Source organism: Falsiroseomonas sp. HC035, assembly GCF_050563525.1.
Classification (GTDB): domain Bacteria; phylum Pseudomonadota; class Alphaproteobacteria; order Acetobacterales; family Acetobacteraceae; genus Falsiroseomonas.
The window spans coordinates 32,988-54,062 of the sequence record NZ_JBNXUN010000011.1; the positions used below are offsets into that span (position 1 = coordinate 32,988).

The 21,075-nt window shown below is 70.8% G+C and carries 23 protein-coding genes, 1 tRNA gene and 1 riboswitch; of the genes, 7 read left to right on the plus strand and 17 right to left on the minus strand.

Annotation, left to right across the window (positions count from 1 at the left end):
- Positions 1 to 77 precede the first annotated feature (77 nt).
- Positions 78 to 1,046 (minus strand): Bug family tripartite tricarboxylate transporter substrate binding protein, encoded by a 969-nt coding sequence (locus tag ACLF3G_RS20650; RefSeq protein ID WP_430671294.1) that lies wholly within the window; start codon positions 1,044 to 1,046, stop codon positions 78 to 80.
- Positions 1,047 to 1,139: 93 nt separating this feature from the next.
- Positions 1,140 to 2,927: a gamma-glutamyltransferase family protein gene (locus tag ACLF3G_RS20655; RefSeq protein ID WP_430671295.1), complete on the minus strand. Its 1,788-nt coding sequence runs from the start codon at positions 2,925 to 2,927 to the stop codon at positions 1,140 to 1,142.
- Positions 2,928 to 3,013: 86 nt separating this feature from the next.
- On the opposite strand from ACLF3G_RS20655, the gene phnN reads away from it, so the two are divergent.
- On the plus strand, positions 3,014 to 3,592 hold the full coding sequence (phnN, locus tag ACLF3G_RS20660; RefSeq protein WP_430671296.1) for a phosphonate metabolism protein/1,5-bisphosphokinase (PRPP-forming) PhnN: 579 nt from the start codon (positions 3,014 to 3,016) through the stop codon (positions 3,590 to 3,592).
- Here the strand turns inward: phnN and ACLF3G_RS20665 are convergent.
- Genes ACLF3G_RS20665 through phnG form a run of 8 tightly spaced genes read right to left on the minus strand, consistent with a single transcriptional unit; the run spans position 3,531 to position 9,743 of the window.
- The gene (locus ACLF3G_RS20665; RefSeq protein ID WP_430671297.1) at positions 3,531 to 4,205 is read right to left on the minus strand and encodes a DUF1045 domain-containing protein; all 675 of its coding nucleotides are present in this window, start codon (positions 4,203 to 4,205) and stop codon (positions 3,531 to 3,533) included. The two genes, phnN and ACLF3G_RS20665, sit on opposite strands and share 62 nt — an antisense overlap.
- Positions 4,202 to 5,344, minus strand: coding sequence for an alpha-D-ribose 1-methylphosphonate 5-triphosphate diphosphatase (locus tag ACLF3G_RS20670; RefSeq protein WP_430671298.1), 1,143 nt, complete (start codon positions 5,342 to 5,344; stop codon positions 4,202 to 4,204). The genes ACLF3G_RS20665 and ACLF3G_RS20670 overlap by 4 nt, the downstream gene beginning before the upstream one ends.
- Positions 5,341 to 6,039 (minus strand): phosphonate C-P lyase system protein PhnL, encoded by a 699-nt coding sequence (gene phnL, locus ACLF3G_RS20675; protein WP_430671299.1) that lies wholly within the window; start codon positions 6,037 to 6,039, stop codon positions 5,341 to 5,343. The genes ACLF3G_RS20670 and phnL overlap by 4 nt, the downstream gene beginning before the upstream one ends.
- On the minus strand, positions 6,036 to 6,797 hold the full coding sequence (gene phnK / locus ACLF3G_RS20680) for a phosphonate C-P lyase system protein PhnK (RefSeq protein WP_430671300.1): 762 nt from the start codon (positions 6,795 to 6,797) through the stop codon (positions 6,036 to 6,038). The genes phnL and phnK overlap by 4 nt, the downstream gene beginning before the upstream one ends.
- Positions 6,794 to 7,645 (minus strand): alpha-D-ribose 1-methylphosphonate 5-phosphate C-P-lyase PhnJ, encoded by an 852-nt coding sequence (locus tag ACLF3G_RS20685; protein ID WP_430671301.1) that lies wholly within the window; start codon positions 7,643 to 7,645, stop codon positions 6,794 to 6,796. The genes phnK and ACLF3G_RS20685 overlap by 4 nt, the downstream gene beginning before the upstream one ends.
- Positions 7,642 to 8,712: a carbon-phosphorus lyase complex subunit PhnI gene (locus tag ACLF3G_RS20690; RefSeq protein WP_430671302.1), complete on the minus strand. Its 1,071-nt coding sequence runs from the start codon at positions 8,710 to 8,712 to the stop codon at positions 7,642 to 7,644. The genes ACLF3G_RS20685 and ACLF3G_RS20690 overlap by 4 nt, the downstream gene beginning before the upstream one ends.
- 3 nt (positions 8,713 to 8,715) lie before the next feature.
- Positions 8,716 to 9,282 (minus strand): phosphonate C-P lyase system protein PhnH, encoded by a 567-nt coding sequence (gene phnH, locus ACLF3G_RS20695; RefSeq protein ID WP_430671303.1) that lies wholly within the window; start codon positions 9,280 to 9,282, stop codon positions 8,716 to 8,718.
- Entirely contained in the window at positions 9,279 to 9,743 is a 465-nt protein-coding gene (phnG, locus tag ACLF3G_RS20700; protein WP_430671304.1) for a phosphonate C-P lyase system protein PhnG, read from the minus strand. Before phnG ends, phnH begins: the two co-directional genes overlap by 4 nt.
- Positions 9,744 to 9,867: 124 nt before the next feature.
- Here phnG and phnF point away from each other — a divergent pair, with 124 nt between their 5' ends.
- Both phnF and ACLF3G_RS20710 read left to right on the plus strand, forming a co-directional pair.
- The gene (phnF, locus tag ACLF3G_RS20705) at positions 9,868 to 10,632 is read left to right on the plus strand and encodes a phosphonate metabolism transcriptional regulator PhnF (protein ID WP_430671305.1); all 765 of its coding nucleotides are present in this window, start codon (positions 9,868 to 9,870) and stop codon (positions 10,630 to 10,632) included.
- Positions 10,633 to 11,769, plus strand: coding sequence for an alpha-D-ribose 1-methylphosphonate 5-triphosphate diphosphatase (locus ACLF3G_RS20710; protein ID WP_430671306.1), 1,137 nt, complete (start codon positions 10,633 to 10,635; stop codon positions 11,767 to 11,769).
- On the opposite strand, the gene ACLF3G_RS20715 is transcribed toward ACLF3G_RS20710, so the two are convergent.
- The 5 genes from ACLF3G_RS20715 to ACLF3G_RS20735 all read right to left on the minus strand — a co-directional run bounded on the left by ACLF3G_RS20715 (position 11,766) and on the right by ACLF3G_RS20735 (position 15,742).
- Positions 11,766 to 12,746: a Bug family tripartite tricarboxylate transporter substrate binding protein gene (locus tag ACLF3G_RS20715; protein WP_430671307.1), complete on the minus strand. Its 981-nt coding sequence runs from the start codon at positions 12,744 to 12,746 to the stop codon at positions 11,766 to 11,768. The genes ACLF3G_RS20710 and ACLF3G_RS20715 overlap by 4 nt on opposite strands.
- Before the next feature lie 53 nt (positions 12,747 to 12,799).
- Positions 12,800 to 13,270 (minus strand): YaiI/YqxD family protein, encoded by a 471-nt coding sequence (locus tag ACLF3G_RS20720; protein ID WP_430671308.1) that lies wholly within the window; start codon positions 13,268 to 13,270, stop codon positions 12,800 to 12,802.
- Positions 13,267 to 14,229 (minus strand): ABC transporter substrate-binding protein, encoded by a 963-nt coding sequence (locus tag ACLF3G_RS20725; protein WP_430671309.1) that lies wholly within the window; start codon positions 14,227 to 14,229, stop codon positions 13,267 to 13,269. The genes ACLF3G_RS20720 and ACLF3G_RS20725 overlap by 4 nt, the downstream gene beginning before the upstream one ends.
- The gene (locus tag ACLF3G_RS20730) at positions 14,226 to 14,984 is read right to left on the minus strand and encodes an ABC transporter permease (RefSeq protein WP_430671310.1); all 759 of its coding nucleotides are present in this window, start codon (positions 14,982 to 14,984) and stop codon (positions 14,226 to 14,228) included. Before ACLF3G_RS20730 ends, ACLF3G_RS20725 begins: the two co-directional genes overlap by 4 nt.
- Positions 14,981 to 15,742: an ABC transporter ATP-binding protein gene (locus ACLF3G_RS20735; RefSeq protein ID WP_430671311.1), complete on the minus strand. Its 762-nt coding sequence runs from the start codon at positions 15,740 to 15,742 to the stop codon at positions 14,981 to 14,983. Before ACLF3G_RS20735 ends, ACLF3G_RS20730 begins: the two co-directional genes overlap by 4 nt.
- Positions 15,733 to 15,841: riboswitch (TPP riboswitch) on the minus strand. Its footprint overlaps the gene before it by 10 nt.
- 168 nt (positions 15,842 to 16,009) lie before the next feature.
- Between ACLF3G_RS20735 and ACLF3G_RS20740 the strand changes: the two genes are divergently transcribed.
- The 3 genes from ACLF3G_RS20740 to ACLF3G_RS20750 are packed head-to-tail and all read left to right on the plus strand — an operon-like array spanning position 16,010 to position 18,292.
- Complete coding sequence (locus ACLF3G_RS20740) at positions 16,010 to 16,567, plus strand: manganese efflux pump MntP family protein (protein WP_430671312.1); 558 nt, start codon at positions 16,010 to 16,012, stop codon at positions 16,565 to 16,567.
- 58 nt (positions 16,568 to 16,625) lie between these two features.
- Positions 16,626 to 17,813: an acetoin utilization protein AcuC gene (locus ACLF3G_RS20745; RefSeq protein WP_430671313.1), complete on the plus strand. Its 1,188-nt coding sequence runs from the start codon at positions 16,626 to 16,628 to the stop codon at positions 17,811 to 17,813.
- A complete protein-coding gene (locus tag ACLF3G_RS20750) occupies positions 17,810 to 18,292 on the plus strand; it encodes a DUF192 domain-containing protein (protein ID WP_430671314.1) in 483 nt (160 codons plus the stop codon). The genes ACLF3G_RS20745 and ACLF3G_RS20750 overlap by 4 nt, the downstream gene beginning before the upstream one ends.
- A 15-nt stretch (positions 18,293 to 18,307) precedes the next feature.
- Here the strand turns inward: ACLF3G_RS20750 and ACLF3G_RS20755 are convergent, their stop codons facing one another.
- Both ACLF3G_RS20755 and ACLF3G_RS20760 read right to left on the minus strand, forming a co-directional pair.
- Positions 18,308 to 19,285, minus strand: coding sequence for a Bug family tripartite tricarboxylate transporter substrate binding protein (locus ACLF3G_RS20755; protein WP_430671315.1), 978 nt, complete (start codon positions 19,283 to 19,285; stop codon positions 18,308 to 18,310).
- A complete protein-coding gene (locus ACLF3G_RS20760; protein WP_430671316.1) occupies positions 19,282 to 20,886 on the minus strand; it encodes a sulfatase in 1,605 nt (534 codons plus the stop codon). Before ACLF3G_RS20760 ends, ACLF3G_RS20755 begins: the two co-directional genes overlap by 4 nt.
- Before the next feature lie 105 nt (positions 20,887 to 20,991).
- On the opposite strand from ACLF3G_RS20760, the gene ACLF3G_RS20765 reads away from it, so the two are divergent.
- A tRNA-Pro gene (locus ACLF3G_RS20765) sits at positions 20,992 to 21,065 on the plus strand.
- Positions 21,066 to 21,075 lie beyond the last annotated feature (10 nt).

Consider the following 21,075-nt stretch of genomic DNA (forward strand, 5'->3'; position numbering starts at 1 on the left):
CGTGAAATAGGTACAGGATCGCGATGCCACCGCGCCAGTTGCGCCGCGCCTGTCATGACGACAGGCGCTGCCTATGGCTACTCCGGCTGCAGCCCGGTGGAGCGCACCAGTTCCTGCCACAGGCTGCGCTGGGTGCGCATCAGCGTGGTGAACTCGGCCGGGGTGCTGGGGAAGGGCGCGTTGCCGTTGGCGGCGAGCCGCTCGATCATCTGCGGCTTCTTCAGGCCCTCGTTGATCGCGGCGTTCATGCGGGCGACGATCGGCTCCGGGATGCCCTTCGGGCCCATGACGGCGGAGAAGCTCGGCAGGTCGTAGTTGGGCACGCCCTGTTCCTGCACGGTCGGGAATTCCGGGGCCAGCGGCCAGCGCGTCGGGTTGGTCACCGCCAGCGCCCGCACCTGGCCAGCGCGGACCGAGCCGATGACGCCGGAGTAGCTGTCGAACACCACCTGGATGTTGCCGGCGATGAGGTCCGCCAGCGCCGGCGCCGCACCGCGATAGGGCACATGCGTCAGATCCGTGCCGGTACGCTGCATGAACAGCACGCCGAGCATGTGGTTGGCGCCGCCCGCGCCGGCCGAGCCGTAGTTCAGCTTGCCCGGATTGGCCTTCGCATAGGCCACCAGTTCCTGGATGTTCCGGATCGGCAGCCCAGGGTTCACGCAGACCATCGCTGTGCCGGTGGCGAAGGTGGCAATGGCCGAAAAATCGTCCACGCCCTCATAGCCCGGCGTCTTGAACAGCAGCGGCGCGCCGAGGTGGGAAGACGGGCTCGCCATCATCACCGTGTAGCCATCGGGCGCGGACTGCGCGACATGCGCCGTGCCGATGGTACCGCCCGCGCCGGCGCGATTGTCCACCACCACTTGCACGCCCAGCCCCTCGGTCATCGCCTGCGCCTGCAGGCGTCCGGCGATGTCGCTGGCGCCGCCGGGCGGGTAGGGCACGACCAGGCGGATCTGGCGCGATGGCCAGGGGGCCTGCGCCAGGGCCGGGGTGGCAAGCAGGCCTGCCGCGAGAACGGGCAGGCTACGGCGGCGAATCATCGGTCAGGCTCCTGGAGGGCGTGCAATGAAACAATTCAATGCAAGAACAGGACCGACCGCAAGCTTCATCTTCCGCCGTTCATCAGCCGCCGTTCATCGACCCACAGCGTAGCCCTGCATGCCGCGGGGATTGGCGCCGGCGAACAGCTGGCCGTCGGTTTCCTGGCGCGCGCCGGACAGCCGGCCCTCGGACCACTCGCCGCCGACTTCCACCAGGTGGCCCCGCGCCGCCAAGGCGGGCGCCACATCGGCGGCGTAGCGGCCCTCGATCACCACCTTGCCGGGGCGCGCCACGCGCGGCCAGAAGCTGCTCGGCCAGTGTTCGGTGTGGAAGGCGGGCGCATCGATCGCCTGCTGGATGTTCAGCGCGTGATCGACCATGCGGGAGAACAGGATGGGCTGCCACTGGTCCTGCTGCTCGCCGCCCGGCGTGCCGAAGCTCATCCAGGGCCGGCCATCCTTCAGCGCCATGGCCGGGGACAGTGTGGTGCGCGGCCGCTTGCCCGGCTTCAGGCCGTTCGGCAGGCTTTCGTCCAGCCAGAACATCTGCCCGCGCGTGCCGAGGCAGAATCCAAGGCCCGGCACGGATGGCGAGGATTGCAGCCAGCCGCCGGACGGCGTGGCGGAGACCATGTTGCCTTGGCTGTCGATGATGTCGACGTGGCAGGTATCGGCGGAGGAGACGCCGAGGCGGGCGACTGTCGGCTCACCGACGCCCGGCGCGCGGGTCAGCATCTCCACCCGGCTGGCGGCGTCGTGGTCCACCCAGGGGGTCGGCATGCCGGGCAGCGTGCCGGGTCGCAGTTCGAGGGACGCCTGTTCGCCGACCAGCTTGCGGCGCTCGGCGGCATACTCCTCGGACAGCAGATGGTGGATCGGCACGTCGACGAAATCGGGGTCGCCGTAGAACGCCTCGCGATCCGCGAAGACCAGCTTCATGCATTCGACCACGGTGTGAACGAAGCGCTCGCCCATCGGGTCCATGCCCGCCATGTCAAAGCCCTCGAGCAGCGCGAGGGTCTGCAGCATGGCAGGCCCCTGGCTCCAGACACCGCATTTCAGCACGGTGTGGCCGCGGTAGTCGCGCCGCAGGGGCGCCTCCGTGCTGGCGCGCCAATGCGACATGTCCTGCGCACTCAGCACGCCGCGATGGCGCTGGCCGGAGCTGTCGAGGATTTCCGTCTGTGCAAAGAAGTTGCCGATGGCTTCTGCGACGAAGCCGCCGTACCAGGCGTTGCGAGCCGCCTCGATCTGCGCGACGCGGTCATGGCCGGCGGCCTCCGCCTCCCGCAGCACGCGCTCCCAGGTGCGGCCGAGCGTGGGGTTGGCATACAGCCCGCCGGCCACCGGGCCGCCGTTGCGCAGCCAGATCTCGGCGGAAGTCGGCCATTCGGACTCGAACAGCGGCTTCACCGTGTTCAGCGTGGCAATCACGCGCGGGACGTAGTGGATGCCGCGATGCGCGTAGCCGATGGCGTAGGACATCACGTCGCGCAGCGACCAGGTGCCGTAGTCGCGCAGCATCAGCGCCCAGGCGTCGAAGGCGCCGGGCACCATGGCCGGCAGGAAGCCGGTGCCGGGGATCAGGTCCAGCCCCAGTTCGCCCTTCACATGGGCCACGGAAAGCCCGGCCGGCGCCACGCCCTGGCCGCAGATCACGCGTTGCGCGCCAGCCTTGGCGTCGTGGATGATGATCGGGCAGTCGCCGCCCGGGCCGTTCAGGTGCGGCTCCGCCACCTGCAGGGTGAAGCCCGCGGCCACAGCCGCGTCGAAGGCGTTGCCGCCACGCTCCAGCACCGCCATCCCGACCTGCGAGGCGATCCAGTGGGTGGAGGCGACGACACCGAAGGTGCCGGCGATCTCGGGGCGCGTCGTGAACATTATGGGACGATTTCCGTATGGCGGCTTGAGACCTTCGATAGGCGCAGGCAGAAGCGTCGTGGTCAATATTGCGGTGCGCAACCACGATGCTTGTTCCGGTCGTCGGGCCCTCCGGTGCGGGGAAGGACACGCTGATGGCGGCGGCGCAGGCGCGCCTGGCGGATGATCCGCGCTTCCTGTTCGCCCGCCGCTGCATCACCCGTCCGGCCAAGGCCGGCGGCGAGGATCACCTGGCGATGACGCGGGAGGCGTTTCGTGCGGTGCGGGAGGCGGAGGGCTTCGCGCTGTGGTGGGAGGCGCATGGCCTGCTCTATGGCATCGCCTGCGATGTGGAGGAGGCGCTGGCCGCCGGCCGTGTCGTCATCGCCAACCTGTCCCGCACCGTGCTGACCGAGGCCGCGATGCGCTGGCCGGTGCGCGTGCTGTTCATCACCGCGCCGCTGCCGGTGCTGGCCGGCCGCCTCGCCGCCCGAGGCCGCGAGACCGCGGCCGACATCGCGGAGCGGCTGGCGCGGGAGGCCCCGCTGCCGGAGGGCCTGGAAGTCGAGACCGTGCTGAACGACGCGACGCGGGAGGAAGGTGTCGCCCGCGTGCTCGCCGCCCTCAGCCGAGCAGCGGCAGACGCTCGGCCAGCAGGAAGGGCGCGCCCGGCCCGGCCTGGGTGAACAGGCAAAGCTCCGTCACCCGGCGCCTCGTGGCGGGCACCTCGCCGAGATGCGCTTCCAGCGCCGGACGCACCACCTGCATCTCGGCGCCGTCGAGCCGGCGGGACAGGGTGACGTGGAACCACCAATCCTCGAAGACGTAGTGGTAGCCCCAGCGGTGCAAATTCTCCCGCTGGCGCTCCGTCATGCGCTCCGGCCGCCGGCGGGCGATCTCCTCATCGGTCGGCGGCGCGCGATGCACGTCGAGGCCCGCGACGGCGGCATCGCACAGCGCCTGCAATTCGGCGCAACGCTCCGTCTCCATCAGGGCCAGGAAGCCGTGATGTTCCGCAAGATGCAACGGCGGTAGCGCGAAGGGCCGGGTGCGCGCCGCCAGCGCCAGCGCGTCGGTGCGCAGCGCGGCCCAGCTTGTCGCGAGGCGGAAGGGTGGCTTCAGCGTGGCGTGCAGGCCGTACAGCCGGGCATCCTTGGTGACCTCCGCGATGTCGAGGCCCGGCAGGTCCGGCTGCGCCAGCGTCCCGCCGGTCTCTGTGTCGCGGCCGAGCCATTGCGAGCCCAGTGCGTGCAGCGGGTCTTCCAGCCGCGGCGCCCAGTAGATGGCGGCGCGCATCATGCGATGCGTTCGCCCGCGCGCCAGACCTTGCGCACCACGGCATGGCCCTCGAAGGGCCGGATCTGCACGAGGTCGGCGCGCAGCCCGGCCTGGATCCAGCCGCGATCGGTGAAGCCGGCCATGCGGGCGGCCGTGCCGGTGATCATGGCGATCGCGGCCGGCAGCGTGGCGTGGCCCTGCCCGGCGGCGAGCCAGGCGGCTTCCACCATGGCCGGCGGTACGTAGTCGCTGGCCAGCACGTCCACCGCGGCGTCATGCATCAGGTCGGAGACGGCGACGTTGCCGGAGTGGCTGCCGCCGCGGACGATGTTGGGCGCCCCGGCAATGACCTGCACGCCGATCCGCTTCGCCGCCTGCGCCGCGTCCCGCGTCACCGGGAATTCACTGATGGTGATGCCATCCGCGGCATTGCGGATGATATCCTCCTCGTTGTCGTCGTCGTGGCTGGCCAGCGGCAGGTGGCGGTGCGCCACGCGGTCCAGCAGCCAGCGGCGCTGCGGTTCGCGGAGGCGGGCGCGCTGGTCGAGCAGCTCCGCGATGCGCTGGTCCACCTGCGCCAGGTTCATCTGCGCCTGGCGCACCCGCATGGTGCGGTAGCGTTCCAGGTCGCGGTACTGGCCGACGCCGGGCGAATGGTCCATCAGGCTGACCATGCGGACCAGCGGATGATCCGCCGCCAGGTCCACCAGTTCCGGCATGTCCGAAGCCGGCAACTCGCAGCGCAGATGAAGAAAGTGGTCGGACTTCAGCAGGCCGGTGTGGGTGAGCGAATCGAGGTCCGCCAGCCCGTCCTTGAAGGTCTGCGTGCGCCCGGTGTCGAAGCCGAGGTCGCCGAGGCACAGCGCGTCCAACACGGTTGTGACGCCGGCCGCGGCCGTCTGGCTGTCATGCGCCAGCATGGCGGAGCGGGACGGCCAGCGCGCGGTGGCGCGTGGCTGCACCTGGCGTTCCAGATTGTCGGTATGGACATCGACGATACCCGGGATCAGGTGGTCGCCGTCCAGGTCGATGGCGCCGGGTGCGTGGCTGCGGCCGTGCTGGATCTCGACGATCCGGTCGCCACGAAGGACCAGCGTGCCGGGGACCACACTGTCCGGAAGGACCAGCAGCGCATTGGTCAGGATCATGTCGGAATTCATGCGGCGTCCTGGATCGGCAGAACCTCGAACAGGCGATCGGCCACCTGGTCACGGATCTCGGTGTCGTGGAAGATGCCGATCAGCGCCGCGCCGCGCGCCTTGGCCTCCGCGACCAGGGCAACGACAACCTGGCGGTTCACGGGGTCGAGGCTGGCGGTGGGCTCATCCAGCAGCAGCACGGGGTAGTCCGCGGCGAAGCCGCGGGCCAAGTTGATACGCTGCTGTTCGCCGCCCGAAAAGGTGGAGGGTGGCAGGTTGTGCAGCCTTGACGGAAGGTTGAGGCGCGTCAGCAGCGCGGACGCCCGGGCCTTGGCCGCATCCTCCGCCACGCCACGGGCGCGCAACGGCTCGGCGACGATATCCAGCGCGCCGACGCGCGGGATGACCCGCAGGAACTGGCTGACATAGCCCAGCGTTTCGCGCCGGATTTCCCGCACCAGCCGTGCATCGGCGGTGGCGAGGTCCACCACCGCGCCCTGGTGGCGCAGCAGGATGCGGCCCGACCCGGCGCCGTAATTGCCGTAGAGGCAACGCATCAGGGTGGATTTGCCGGCGCCCGAAGGCCCGGTCAGTGCCACGCATTCGCCGGGCGCCACACTGAAATCCACCGCGTCCAGCACCGGGATGCGGACATCACCTTGCAGGAACAGCCGAAATTCCTTCGCCAGCCCCTCCGTCCGGATCGAGAAGCTCATGCCGCCAGTACCGAGGAGACGAGGAGTTGCGTGTAGGGATGCTGCGGGTCGTCCAGCACCCGGTCGGTCAGCCCGGCCTCCACCACCACGCCGTGCCGCATCACCAGCATCCGGTGCGCCAGCAGCCGGGCGGCGGCGATGTCATGCGTCACGATCAGCACGGCGAGGCCGAGGTCGGCCACCAGGGCGCGGATCAGGTCGAGCAGCCGCGCCTGGACGGACACATCGAGCCCGCCGGTCGGCTCGTCCATGAAGACCAGCTTCGGCAGGGTCACCAGCGTGCGGGCGATCTGCAGGCGTTGCTGCATGCCGCCGGAGAACTTCTGCGGCACGTCGTCCATGCGGGCGGGGTCGATCTCCACCCGTTCCAGCCAATGCGCCGCCTGGGCCCGGATGTTGCCGTAGTGACGGGCGCCGGTCGCCATCAGCCGCTCGCCGATGTTGCCGCCGGCGGAGACCGCCATGCGCAACCCGTCGCGCGGGTTCTGGTGCACGAAACCCCATTCGGTGCGCATCAGGCGGCGCCGCGCGGCTTCCGTCATGCCGAGCACGTCCTGGCCGAGGTAGCGGACCTCCCCGGCATCGGGCCGCATCAGGCCGGAAAGGACCCGGAGAAGCGTGGTCTTGCCGCTGCCGGATTCACCGACGATGGCGACGACCTCGCCGGGGTAGATGTCGAGTGCCACGCCATCCAGCGCGGCGATGCGGCCGAAGCGCAGCACCAGGTCGCTGGCCGAGAGAAGCGGCTCCCCGTTCATTCCGCCGCTTCCTTCATAGACTGGCGCTCGCGGCAGAAATCCGTGTCGGAGCAGACGAAGATGCGGCCACCGACATCATCCGTCAGCACCTCGTCCAGGTAGGTGTCGCCGGAGCCGCACAGTTCGCAGGTGTGCGGCGCGCGGATCGGGCGGAAGGGATGGTCGTCGAAGTCCAGGCTGCGCACGCTGGTATAGGGCGGCACCGCGTAGATCCGCTTCTCCCGCCCCGCGCCGAACAATTGCAGCGCCGGCATGCGGTCCATCTTCGGGTTGTCGAAGGCCGGGATAGGGGAGGGCGACATCAGGTAGCGGTCGTTGACCATGACCGGGTAGGAATAGCTGGTGGCGATGTGGCCGTGACGGGCGATGTCCTCGTACAGCTTCACATGCATCAGCCCGTAATCGGCCATCGCGTGCATCCGCCGCGTCTCCGCGATGCGCGGCTCCAGCCGGCCCAGCGGCTCCGGGATCGGCACCTGGTAGACCAGGATCTGGTCCTCCCGCAGCGCGCGTTCGGGGATGCGGTGGCGGGTCTGGATGATGCTGGCCTGCTCCGTGCTTTCCGTCGTCGCGATGCCGGCGGTGCGGCGGAAGAAGGCGCGGATCGACACGGCATTGGTGGTGTCGTCGCTGCCCTGGTCGATCACCTTGAGCACATCGTCGGGGCCGAGGATCGCCGCCGTCACCTGGATGCCGCCGGTGCCCCAGCCGTAGGGCAGCGGCATCTCCCGCGATCCGAAGGGCACCTGGTGGCCGGGGATGGCGACCGCTTTCAGGATCGCGCGGCGGATCATCCGCTTCGTCGATTCATCGAGGTAGGCGAAGTTGTAGCCGGGATCGTGCGTCACTTCGCCGTCTCCACACTCGCCCTCATGGTCCGCACGTTTTCCAGTTCCGACTGGAAATCGACGTAGTGCGGCAGCTTCAGGTGCTCGACGAAGCCGGTGGCCTCGACGTTGTCGCAATGCGAAAGCACGAATTCCTGCTGCTGCGCCGGCGCCGTTGCGTCCTCCCCCAATTCAGCCGCGCGCAGCGTGCGGTCTACCAGCGCCATCGACATCGCCTTGCGCTCACCATGGCCGAAGACCAGGCCGTAGCCGCGCGTGAACTGTGGCGGCTCCGTGCGGCTTCCCTTGAACTGGTTCACCATCTGGCATTCGGTCACGGTGATGTCGCCGAGGTCGATGGCGAAGCCGAGCTCCGGTGGCACGAACTCCACCGCCACCTCGCCCATGCGGATCTCGCCGACGAAGGGGTGGTTGTTGCCATAGCCGCGCTGGCTGGAATAGCCGAGCGAGAGGAGAAACCCCTCGTCACCACGCGCCAGCGCCTGCAGGCGCAGCGGACGGTCGGCGGGGAAGGCGAGGGGCTCGCGGGTCAGGTCGCCCGGCTCCGCCTCGCTCGCGGCCTCACGCTGCATCAGGCCCTCGCGCGCCAACATCTCCGTCACGCGTGGCGTCGGCTCGGCAGTCACCGCGGCCTCGGGCGGGGCCTCCCGTGATCCGCCCGCGGCGGCGAGGGAGAAATCCAGCAGGCGATGCGTGTAGTCAAAGGTCGGGCCGAGCACCTGGCCGCCCGGCAAATCCTTGTAGGTGGCACTGATGCGGCGGTGCAGTGCCATGGCGTTGGTATCCAGCGGCTGGCTGGCGCCGAAGCGGGGCAGGGTGGTGCGGTAGGCGCGCAGCAGGAACGCCGCCTCGATCAGGTCGCCGCGGGATTGCTTCACCGCCAGCGCCGCCAGTCCGCGATCGTGGCACGATCCTTCGGCCATCACGCGATCCACGGCGAGCCCGAGTTGCGCCTCGACCTGTGCCGCGGTCAGTTCCGGCAGCGCGGGATCGCCGCGGCGGGTCTCGTCCAGCCAGGCGTGGGCGGCGCCGATGGCGCGTTCGCCGCCCTTGGTCGCGACATACATGGCTCAGCCCTCCGCGATCGCGACACTGCGCGGTAGCGCCGCTATACGGTCTCCGGCACACAGGATGACATCGATGCCGCAGGGCGCCTGGTGGCGGTTGGCGGCCCAGTCGCCGAGGAAGCCGGGCGGGGCGCCACGCACCCGAAGCCGGTGCTCGTCGCGGATACCGGGGCCAGTCAGCCGCCAGCCCGCGCCTTCCTCCACGGCGCCGACCTCCAGGATCAAGGTCGCGCCGCGCTCCGGCTCCTCCTCCGTCCCCGGGTTCAACTCTGCCAGCCGCGCGGCGGGATCGAGCACGAAGGCGGCAGCGCCGGCCGGCGCGAAGGGCGCGCCGCAGTGGAAGCGCACCCAGGCTTCGGCCTGCGATCCGGCGGCGAGGCACAGCCGGGTCTCGGCATCGACCAGCGCCAGCAGCACGGCGGCCGCGGCGGGTGAAAGGCCGGGCGGCACTTCCGGCAGGACAGGCACGCGCTGCACCTGGCCAGGGCGGCTCATCGCCTGCAGCACGGCGCGGAACGCGGCCTGCGAATCCAGCACCGGATCGGCGAAGCCGGGGAACGACGTGCTCATCGCATCTGCGTCATGGTGAAGAACTCCACGCGGGTGGCGGCGGCCCGACGGGCCGAGCCGGCCCGACGCTCGGCCTGGGCTGCTTCCAGCGGCGCGATCACCGTGGCCTCCAGCGCCGGGCGCCGCGCCGCATCCTGCATCAGCGCGTCCAGCAGCGCCGCCAGTTCCGCCTGCCGCGCATCGCGGCCGGCGACGTAGCCATGCCCCACCGTGCCATCCTCCAGCCTCACAGCGCAGCGGGTGACGGTCATCTCGCCCAGGTTGAAGGGTGCGCCATCGCCACCGGCGCGGCCGCGCACCATCACCAGCCCGGTCTCCGGCCCGCGCAGCCTGCGATGCGGCGGCGGCGGCGGCATCGCCTGCAGCCGCGCGGCGATCTCGGCGGCATCCGCGCGGGCGAGGATGGACATCCACCGCCGGCGCTCCGCATTATTCTCAATCTCGTCGGGATCTGGACTCATGGGACGCTCATATTGTCTAGACAACTAGTCATCCGCCCCGATAAGGTCAAGCAAAACTCGCACAAGCGAACCGGGAGGGGTTTGAAGATTCCATGACGAACCATGCAGGCCCAGGCCGCGGCCAATGATCAACGAACCGGCACCGGGCGACGCACCCGCCAGCGGCATCGCCCTGGCACGCGGCCAGGGGGTCGCGCTCTGGCGACAGATCGCGCAGCGGCTGGAACGGGACATCGCCGGCGGGACCTACCCGCCCGGCGGCCGCCTGCCGACCGAGGCGGAGCTTGCGGGGCAGTACGGCGTCAACCGCCACACCGTGCGCCGCGCGATGGAGGAGCTGGAGGGCCGTGGTCTGGTCCGCATCGAACAGGGCCGCGGCAGCTTCGTGGCGGAGGATGTGGTGGACTACCGCCTCGGCCCGCGCACGCGCTTCGCCGAGATCATCCGCCGGCAGAATCGCGAACCCGGCGGGCGCATCCTGCGCGTGACGGAGGTGGCCGCCGAGACTGGGCTGGCCGAACAGCTCGGCATCCGGCGCGGGCGGCCGGTGGTGGTGGTGGAACGGCTGTCGCTGGCCGATGGCCGGCCGCTGGTGCTCGGCACGCACCACTTCCCCTCGACGCGCTTCGGCCGGATTCCGGAGCTGCTGCGCAAGGACCCCTCCGTCAGCGCAGCACTCGCCGCCTGCGGCGTGCCGGATTACAGCCGCAAGGTCACCCGCATCACGGCACGGCTGCCGACGCCGGAGGAAGCCGAGATCCTGCAGCAATCCCGCAACCGCCCGGTGCTGGTGACGGAGGCGGTGAACGTCGATCCGGCCGGGGAGGTGGTGGACCTCTCGATCGCCCGCTACGCGGCCGGCCGCGCGCAGCTTGTCGTGGAGTCCTGAATGAACTGGTCGATCGAGGGCGGCACCGCGCTGCTCGATGGCGCGCTGCGGCCGGCGGCGGTGGCGCTGGAGGATGGCGTGATCGCCGGCGCGGCGCCGGCCGGTGCGCGGCGCTTCGATGCCGCGGACCTGCTGGTGCTGCCAGGCCTGGTCGATATCCATGGCGATGCGCATGAACGACAGATGCAGCCACGGCCTGGCATCGGCTTCCCGGCCGGCCTGGCGATGCGCGACTCGGCGGCGCAGCTTCTGGCCGCCGGCATCACAACCGCCTGCCTCGGCGTGACCCTGTCCTGGGAACCGGGGCTGCGCGGCATCGAGGCCTGGCGCCGGACGCTAGCGGCGGTGGAGGCAGTGCGCGCGGATGGCGGCTGCGACCTGCGCATCCATTGCCGCTATGAGGCCGACAACTTGGATGCGCTGGGCGAATTGCTGACCGACATGGCGGCCGGCCGCGTCGCGCTGCTGGCCTTCAACGACCACACGCCCGGCATCGTCCGGCGCCTGCCGGACCCGGCCAAGGCCGCCGCCTATGCGCAGCGCGGCGGCGTCGCCGTTTCGGATTTCGCCGCGCTGGCCGAGGCCGCGCTGGCCCGGCGCGGCGAGGTGGCGGAGGCCCATGCGCGTCTCGCCGCGGCGGCACGCGCCCTTCGCATCCCGATGCTGAGCCATGACGATGCGACGCCGGAGGACCGCGCCTGCTTCCGCGCACTCGGCGCCGCGGTCTGCGAGTTTCCGATGTCGGAAGCGGTGGCCGAAGCCGCGCGCGCGGCGGGCGAGCATGTGGTGATGGGCGCGCCCAACGTGGTGCGCGGCGGCAGCCACATGGGCTGGTCCGCCGCGGCGCCGCTGGCGGAGCGTGGGTTGGTCACCATCCTGGCGTCGGACTACTACTGGCCGGCGATGCTGGAGGCCGCTTTCGTCATGGCCGGTCGCGGCGTGCTGGACCTGCCGGCGGCCTGGGCGCTGGTCTCGGCCAATCCGGCGCAGGCAGCGGGGCTTCCGGATCGTGGCCGCATCGCGCCGGGGCTGCGGGGCGACCTGGTGCTGGTGGACCCGGACCGTCGCGCGCCGGTCGCCACCTTCTGCCAGGGACGGCTGGCGTGGCTGGCGGCAGGGGCGGGCGCCCGGATCTAGCTGTCCAGCGTCAGCCCAAGCTCCCGGATCAGCGGCGCCCAGATCGCCGTCTCGCTCTCGATCAGCGCGGCGAGGTCGGCGCCGGTGCCGGGATAGGGCTCCAGGCTGATCGAGCGCAGGCGCGCGGCCACCGTTTCCGTCTGCAGCGCCTTCACCAATTCGGTCTGTAGCCGCGCGACGATGGCATCCGGCGTACCGGCCGGCACCGCCACACCCTGCCAGGAGTAAATGTCGGCGCCACCGAGGCCCTGTTCGGCCAACGTTGGCACATCCGGTAGCAGGCTCAGGCGCTGCGGTGCGGGAATGCCGATGGCGCGGACGCGGCCATTGGCGATGTGCGGGGCGCCCGATGCGTAGTCGATGAACATCGCCTGCACCACGCCCGCCACCATGTCCTGCACCGCCGGCGCGCCGCCGCGGTAGGGCACATGCGTGATCTGGACATTGGCGGTGCGGCTGAAGCGTTCCGTCGCCAGGTGGGTCGGCGTGCCGACGCCTGGGGAGCCGAAGTTGAGCCTGCCGGGATTGGCGCGCGCATAGGCCACCAGTTCCGGCCCTGTCCGCACCGGCAGGTCCGGATGCACCACCAGCACGAAGGGGAAGCGGGCAATCGGCGCCACCGGCCGGAAATCGCGGATCGGATGGTAGGGCAGGCGGGTCGACATGGCCGGTGTGATGACCAGCGCGGTGAGGTCGGCCGACAGCAGCGTGTAGCCATCGGGCGGGGACCGTGCCGCCATCTCGCTCGCCGGGATGGTGGCACCGCCCGGGCGGTTGTCCACCTGCACGGGCTGGCCGAGCGGTCCGCCGATGGCGGCGGCCAGCGTGCGGGCGAGGAAGTCCGAACCTCCACCCGGTGCGTAGGGCACGATCCAGCGCAGCGGACGGGATGGCCAGGGGGCCTGGGCGCCCGCCATGGCCGGCACAAGCGCCGCAGCCGCGAGGCCGCTGAGAGCGCGCCGCGTAATCCTGACCATCTCTGCGCGTCCTTGGATGAGGATGCATATTCGGCCCCCAACCGTGGTCGCGATCAAGCCCCCTTGGACCGCCGGATCGCCGCCTGCGCCATGGTGTCCAGCGCGTTCAGGAAACGCGACTTGTCGGCGCCCGCCATCGGCGGCGGGCCGCCGCCCATGCCCATCTCCCGCAGGTGCTGGGAGATGGCGCGGCCGGCCAGAGCGCTGCCGATGTTGTTCTCGGTCCAGGGGTGGCCCTTGAAATTCAGCGCGAAGGCGCCCTTGGCCAGACACCGTGCGGCGAGGGGGATGTCGGCCGTCAGGCAGACATCGTTGGGCGTCGCCTCCTCCGCGATCCAGTCATCCGCCTTGTCGGCGCCATCGGTGACGATGACGATCCGCGTGCGTCCACCTGGCGGCCGGATGGGGCGAGAGCCGTTGGAGACAAAAATGGTCTCGAAGCCGAGCCGCCCGGCGACGCGCAGGATCTCGTCCCGCACCGGACAGGCATCGGCGTCGACCAGGAACCGAGGTTCAGCGCTCACCGCACAGCAGTAGCGGCCGGCAGTTCCACCGCATAGGTCTCGAGCGCCGGCACATTGCGGATCATCCTGCGGTCGGCGAGAAATCGGGCAAACCGTTCGTAGCGGTTGCGGTCCAGCGCGCCGGGGCTCAGCGAGAAGCGGTTGGCAGTGCTGGCGAAGGCACGGCGGTTCAGCTCGTTGTCGAGCTCGCGGCGGGGGCCAGCGATGAACATGCGCCAGGATTCCTCCGGGTTGTTCACCAGGAAGTGCGTGGCGGCTTCCGTCGCGTCGATGAAGCGGCGCAGCAGCGGGTCGCGGGCCCGGTCGCGATGCGCGATGTAGATCAGCTCGTCATAGGCCGGGATGCCGTACTGCTCGGGGAAGAAGGCGCGGCCGGGGCGGTTCTCGATGTCGAGCTGGTGCAGCTCGAAATTGCGGAAGCCGCCGAGGATGCCGTCCACCTGGCCCGACATCAGCGCCGAGGACAGGCCGAAATTGACGTTCACCAGGCGGATGTCGGACAGCGACAGGCCGACGCTCTCCAGCATCGCGCCCATCGTCACTTCCTCGAACCCCGCGACGGAATAGCCGATGCGCTTGCCGCGGAGATCCGCCAGCGTCCGCACCGGGCCGTCGCGCAGCACGGTGAGGGTGGACAGCGGCGTCGCCACCAGCGTGCCGACGCGCATCAGCGGCAGGCCCTGGTCGACCGCGAGGTAGAGGTTCTTCTGGTAGTACACGCCGATATCGCCGCGCTTGGCGCCGATCAGCCGCGGCGGGTCGTTCGGGTCGGCCGGTGCGACGATGCGGACATCGAGGCCGGCCCGGGCAAAGTCGCCGCGTTCCTGCGCGATGATGATGGGGGCGTGGTCGGGGTTGATGAACCAGTCCAGCAGCACCGTCAGCGGCTCCCGCGCCGGTTGCGCGTGCGCGAGGGGGGCGGCGAGCAGCAGGGCCAACAGGGCGAGCAGGCGCGTCATGTCGTGACCTTTTCACTGAGGAGGGAATCGGGCTGCCAGGGGATCGCCCTGCGCAGCAGCCAGTCGGTGGCGAACCACAAGGCGAGGGCCATCAGCATCAGCACGAAGAGTGCTGCGAACATCACATCCGTCTGGCTGCGGCCGTTGGCGTGCAGCATCAGGTAGCCGAGGCCGGCCGAGGCCCCGACCCATTCACCGACCACCGCGCCGATCGGCGCGACGGCGGCGGCGACGCGCAGTCCGGAGGCGAGGGAGGGCAGGGCGGCCGGCACCCGCACCCGCCACAGCAGCGCGAAGCGGGAGGCGCCCATGGTCGCGGCGAGGTCGAGCATCCCCGGCTCCGTCCGCCGCAACCCATCATAGAAGGCGGTGGCGACGGGGAAGAAGATGATGAGCGTCGCCATCGCCACCTTGCTGCCGATGCCGAAGCCGAGCCACAGCGTCAGCAGCGGCGCGATGGCGAAGACGGGGATGGCCTGGCTGATCAGCAGCAGCGGCAGCAGCCAGCGCCGCCCGCCCGGCCAGGCCGCCAGCACCAGCGCGGTGCAGCAACCGAGCAATGTGCCCAGCAGCAGGCCGAGCAGGATCTCGGTGCCGGTGATGGCGGCATGGCCCGCGATGATGTCCCACCGGTCCGCCAAGGCGGCGGCCACGCGGGATGGTGCCGGCAGCAGGAAGGGCGGCACCTCCGTGACCCAGACGAAGGCTTGCCACAGCAACACGAGGCCGGCGGCGGCGATGAACCCGCGGATCATGCGACCGCCTCCGCCAGGCGTTCCAGCAGCGCCGCCTGGGCCGCCAGCAGCGCCGGGTCGCCGGCCGCACGGGGTGGCGCACCCTCTGGGACTGCCACCTCCACCGGGACGGATGGGCTGCCGGTCAGGACGAAGATGCGGTCCGCCAGGCGCAGCGCCTCCAGCGGGTCATGCGTCACCAGCAACACCGTGCGGCCGGCCAGCAGCCGCGCGGACAGCGACTGCATGCGGTGGCGCGTCGGCGCATCCACGGCGCTGAACGGCTCGTCCATCAGCACCAGCGGGCGGTCTTCCATCAGCGTTCGCGCCAGGGCGGCACGCTGGCGCATGCCCCCCGAAAGCTGCGCCGGCCTCTTCGCGCCATCCGCCGCCGTCAGCCCGACCTCGGCGAGCAGGGCGCGGGCGCGCGAATGATCCGGCCGCTCGCCGCGCAGATGCGCGCCCATGGCGATGTTGCCAAGCACGTCCCGCCAGGGGGCCAGCAGGTCCTGCTGCGCCATGTAGGCGAGGCGACCGGCCAGCTTCGCGCCGTCCTCGGCCTGCACATGCCCGCCGACCGGCACCGGCAGCAGCCCCGCGACCAGGCGCAGCAGCGTGGATTTGCCGGACCCTGAAGGCCCGAGCAGCGCCGTGGTCCGCCCGCCCTGGACGGCGAGTTCGAGCGCGCCCAGCACGGGCAGCCCCCCAAGCGAGAGGCCACGCGGCAGGGCGATGCGGAATCCGGGCGCGGGAGCGCCCAATGGGGGCAGGCCAGGCAAGACACCGTTCCCTTCGCCGGCATGACCCGGATCAGGTTCGTGGGGTCGCGGGGATCAGCCCCGCCTCTCAGCCCCCAATGGGCTCCCCCCGATGACCAGCCCTGTATGCGTCGGGTCCGCCTGCATGGCAAGGGCTGGTGCCGGCGCCTTGAATCGTCCCAGCCTCCCGCTTCTGTAGCCGGCGCACCAAAGCTGGGCCGGTACTACAACACACTGATTTCAAATAAGAATTTGACGATTCCTGGGGCTGCGGGTAGGTCGTCCGCCATGTCCCCCGCCGCCATCACCGTCCTCGCGCTCGGCATGTCCGTGGATGCCTTCGCCGCCGCCCTCAGCCGCGGCGCGACCGGCCGCCGGATCCGGCTGCGCGATGCGCTTCGCACCGGCGCGGTGTTCGGCACGGTGGAAATGGCGACGCCCGTGATTGGCTGGTCCGCCGGCATGATGGCTGCCGGCAGCATCGCCGCGATCGACCATTGGGTGGCCTTCATCCTGCTCGGCCTGGTCGGGCTGCATTGCCTCTGGGCGGCGCTGAGGCGTGACCCGGCGGCGGCACCGGGCCCGGCCTCGGCCTGGATGCTCCTGGCCACTGCGGTGGGGACCAGCATCGATGCCATGGCGGTCGGCGTGTCGCTGGCGTTGCTCGACGCCAATATCTGGATCGTGGCGCCCGCCATCGGCGCCGCCACCTTCGCGATGGCGACCGGCGGCATGCTGGCCGGCCGCCTGCTCGGCAGCCGCATCGGGCGGGTCGCGGAGGCGCTGGCCGGACTGGCGCTGATCGCCCTAGGCAGCTCGATCCTGTTCGAGCATCTGGGCGCCTGAGCATCCGGGCGCCTCAGCATCTGGGCGCCTGGGCCGGCCGGCCCCATCTTCGGCTGCGATGCACCCGCCCAAACCCCTGGTCACCAGACCCCTGCTCATCGGCTCCGAGATCTATCGCGGCTCCACCTACGGCCCGAAGCACCCGCTGGCCATTCCGCGCGTCTCGACCATGCTGGACCTCGTCCGCGCCATGGGGTGGGTGGCACCGGAGCAGTACCTGGACAGCCCGCGCGCCACGCCGGTGGACCTGCTGCGCTTCCACACGCCGGACTACATCGCCGCGCTGATGGCCGCCGAGGCGACGCAGCAGGTGGACCCGGCCCACAAGGCGCGCCACCGCATCGGCGCGGATGGCAACCCGGTGTACCGGGAGGTGTTCTCGCGCCCTGCCACCGGCGCCGGCGGCGTGATGCGGGCAGCCGAGTTGACGCGCGATGCGGGGCCGGCCCCAAGCATCGTGCACGTGCCCGGCGGCGGCACGCATCATGGCCAGCCGGATCGCGCCAGCGGCTTCTGCTACCTGAATGACGCGGTGCTCGGGCTGCTGCGCTGGCTGGACCTCGGCCTCGACAACATCCTGTACCTCGACATCGATGCGCATCACGGCGACGGCGTGGAGCAGGCCTTTGCGGAGGATCCGCGCGTCTTCACCGTATCCGTGCACGAAGCCGGGCGCTGGCCCAACACCGGCCCGGCGGAGAACCGCGCCGGCGGCCATGCCCGCAACCTGCCGGTGCCGGAGGGTTTCAACGACAGCGAAATGGACGTGCTGCTGCGCCACGCCATCCTGCCCATCCTGCGCCAGCGGCGGCCGCAGGCGGTGATGCTGCAATGCGGGGCGGATGCCATCGCGGAGGACCCGCTGTCCCGCCTCGCCCTTTCCAACGGCGCGCATCGCACGGTGGCGCAGGCGCTGATGGGGGTGGCGCCGCGGCTGATCGTGCTGGGCGGCGGCGGCTACAACCCGTGGTCGGTGGCGCGCTGCTGGGCCGGGGTCTGGGCGACACTGAACCGCCTGCCGATCCCGCCGCGCATCCCACCCGCCGCGGAGGCCGTACTGCGCAGCCTTTCCTTCCACCGCGCCGCCGGCCGCAACCCGCCGGACCACTGGTTCACCACCATCGCGGACGCGCCCCGCCCCGGCCCGGTGCGGCCGGAGATATGGGCGCTGGCGGCGCGGACGCTGGAGGGGCTGCCGGAGCCGCCACTCGCCAGCCTCGCGGCCGGTGCTATGCTCGGGCCATGATGAAACGACGCCCCGTGCTTGCCTCGCTCGGCCTGTTCATGGCCGGCGCCGCCCTGGCCCAGCCGGGCGTGGACCGGCCCCAGCCGAAGCTGCCGACCGAACCGCTGGTCATCCTCGGTCGCAACGGCACCCGCCACACCTTCCAGGTGGAGATGGCGGTCAGCCCGGACCACCAGATGATCGGCCTGATGTTCCGCCCGACCGTGGGCGCGGAGGAAGGGATGCTGTTCGACTGGGGCCAGCCGCGCGAGAGCAGCATGTGGATGCGCAACACGCTGGCCTCGCTCGACATGCTGTTCATCGCCGCCGATGGCCGCATCCACCGCATCGCGGAGCGCACCGTGCCGCAGAGCCTGACACCGATCGACAGCCGCGGCCCGGTCCGTGCCACGCTCGAATTGCAGGCCGGGATCACGGAAAAGCTGGATATCCGCGTCGGCGACCGCGCCCTGCACCGGATCTTCGGCACCGCGCCCTGAACCGCCACCCCGACTTCAATCCAGGGAGACGTTCGCCTCCCGCACCACCCGCGTCCATTGCTCGCGTTCGCGCCGCACGGTCTGGGTGAAGGCCTCGCGGCCCTGGAAGATCGGAAGCTGGCCCTGCGCCAGGTAGGCGCGCGGCAGGTCGGTGTCGCGCAGCGCCCAGCCGATCGCCTCCTCGAGCTGCGCCAGGATCGGCGCGGGCGTCGCGGCCGGGGCGAGGATGCCCTGCCAGCCCACCGCCTCGAACCCCTCCACGCCGCTTTCCTGCACCGTCGGCACGTCCGGCAGCGCCGGCAGCCTCTCCCGCCCCGTCGTCGCGATGATGCGGATGCGGCCGGATTCGGCGGCCGCGCGCATCAGGTTGTAGCCGTCGATCATCAACTGGAGGCGGCTGCCCAGCAGGTCCTGCAAGGCCGGCGCGCTGCCGCGATAGGGCACGTGCACGACATCGATACCCGCACGACGCTTCAGCAGCTCGAACGCCAGATGCGGGATGCCGCCATTGCCGCCCGAGCCCATGTTCAGCGCGCCGGGCCGCGCCTTGGCCATTGCGATGAACTCCGCCAGGTTGCGCACCGGCAGGTCCGCCGGCACGGCGACCGCGAGCGGCACGGCGACGATCTGCGCGATCGGGGCGAAATCCGCCACCGTGTCGAAGGTCAGGCTGCTGTACAGCGCCGGGTTGATGGCCAGCATGCCAACATTGCCGACCAGCAGCGTGTGGCCATCCGCCGGCGCCTTGGCGACCAGGTCCATTCCGATGTTGCCACCGGCCCCGCCACGATTGTCGACCACGAATTGCTGCCCGAAACGCTCCGACAGCTTCTGCGCCAGGGGCCTGGCCGTCAGGTCGACACCGCCGCCGGCGGGAAATCCCACGATCATCCTGACCGGGCGATCCGGATACCGGGCCTGCGCGCCGGCGCCGCGGGCGCGGAGGAGGGGCAGCGCGGCAAGGCCGCTCGTCAGGGTGCGGCGGTTGATCATGGTTTCTGTTTCCTCCGGTCACTTGCCGCCAGCATGGCGGCGGCGGCTTCGGCTGGTCGATCAGCGGCGGCCCTGGAACGAGGTGCCGGCAGGCCCAGGCGCGCGAAGGCCTCCGGCGGCGCCTCGTGTTCCGCCATCAAGGCGGCGAGCAGCGCGGCCATGCGCGCGGCCTCCGCCGGGGCATCGACGGGCGCGGCCTGTGCCGGGTCGGCGCGGAGATCGTACAGCGCCGTGTGCGGGTCCAGCAGTGGGTAGCGGTGGATCATGTTGGCGGCGGCATCGGGCACCAGCGGCAGCTTGAGCACCGGCATGCCCTTGGTGAAGCCGAAGGGGCCGGCCAGCGTGGCGCCCTGGATCTCCCGCGCCTCGAAGAAGCTGCGCATGTGCACGGGCATCAGCGTGTAGTGGTGCAGCGGCACCGCCGCCTGGGCGCCCTCCGGATGGCGCATGTAGACGAAGCGCCCGTCGGTCACGTTCACCGCGCCGCCGAACTGGCCGAACAGCACCCCCTGGCGCAGCGGCGCATCCTGCGCGAGCAGCGGCACCAGGGACCGGCCCAGCACTTCCGGCGGCGTCGTGGCGCCGAAGATGTCGAGGATGGTCGGCATCAGGTCCATGGTCTGGGTCAGCGCCATCCGCCGTGATCCAGCCTGCGCCGCGTGGTCGGGATGGTGGATGAACAGCGGGATCCGCGCGACCTCGTCGAAGAAGGGCGGGCGGTTCTTGCCCCAGTACTCGTGCTCGCCGAGCAGCAGGCCGTGGTCCGTCGAGACCACCAGCGCGGTATCCGACCAGGCGTCGTTGGCATCCATCCAGTCCAGCACCCGGCCGAGGTAGTCGTCGCACATGGCGACCAGGGCCAGGTAGTTGGCGCGCAGCTCCGCCTCCTCCTCCGGTGCATAGCCGGGCTGGCCGTAGCGCGGCCAGTCCAGCACCGGGCCGCGGTAGTTGGTGGGCAGGCCTTCCCGGAAGCGGGCGGCGGCGAAGAAGGGCTCGTGCGGGTCGAAGCACTCGAGCTGCAACAGCCAGTTGTCGGCCGCCTTGTTGGTCTCGAGGAAGTCCAGCGCAGCTTCGGTACAAAGCGCGATCGGGAAGGCGGCTTCCTCCGTCATCCGCTCCCGCGAAACGTAGTACGGCATGTTGGCGTTCTGGTCGGTGCGGCCGTCGAACTGGGTCGGGTGGTACGCGCCGCGCCAGCGCTCCATCGGCGGGGCGACGACGCCCTTCCACTTGTCCTTTTCCTGGCCCCGGAAGAACTCCCAGGACGAATAGCGGCCATGGAAGCCGACGCCGCCATCCTCGAAGTAGTGGTAGTGGTCGGTCACCAGGTGGCTGTGGGTACCGCGTTCGGCGCGGAGGATCTCGGGGAAGGCGTTGTCGAAGGGCTCCAGTGGGCCCCAGGCGCGGTGCAGGAAGTTCAGCCGGCCGGTCATCAGGTCCCGCCGCGCCGGCATGCAGGGCATGCTGCCCACGTAGTGGGTGCCGAAGCTGACGCTGCGCGCGGCCAGCCGGTCGAACTGGGGTGTCGGGATCGCCTGCCCGCCATAGCAGCCCAGGGCATGACGGTTCAGGCTGTCGAACAGGATGTAGATCAGCCGCATGGCACTGTCTCGCTCCCTCGGCCGGGCCGCTCGACCGCAGGTGATGCGGGTCGCTCGGTCATCCGGCTGGCCTTGCCCTGCGGCTTCGGCTAATCACGCGCTCCACGGGGTGTGGCGCAGCCTGGTAGCGCGCCTGTTTTGGGTACAGGAGGTCCTCGGTTCGATTCCGGGCACCCCGATCCTTTTCCG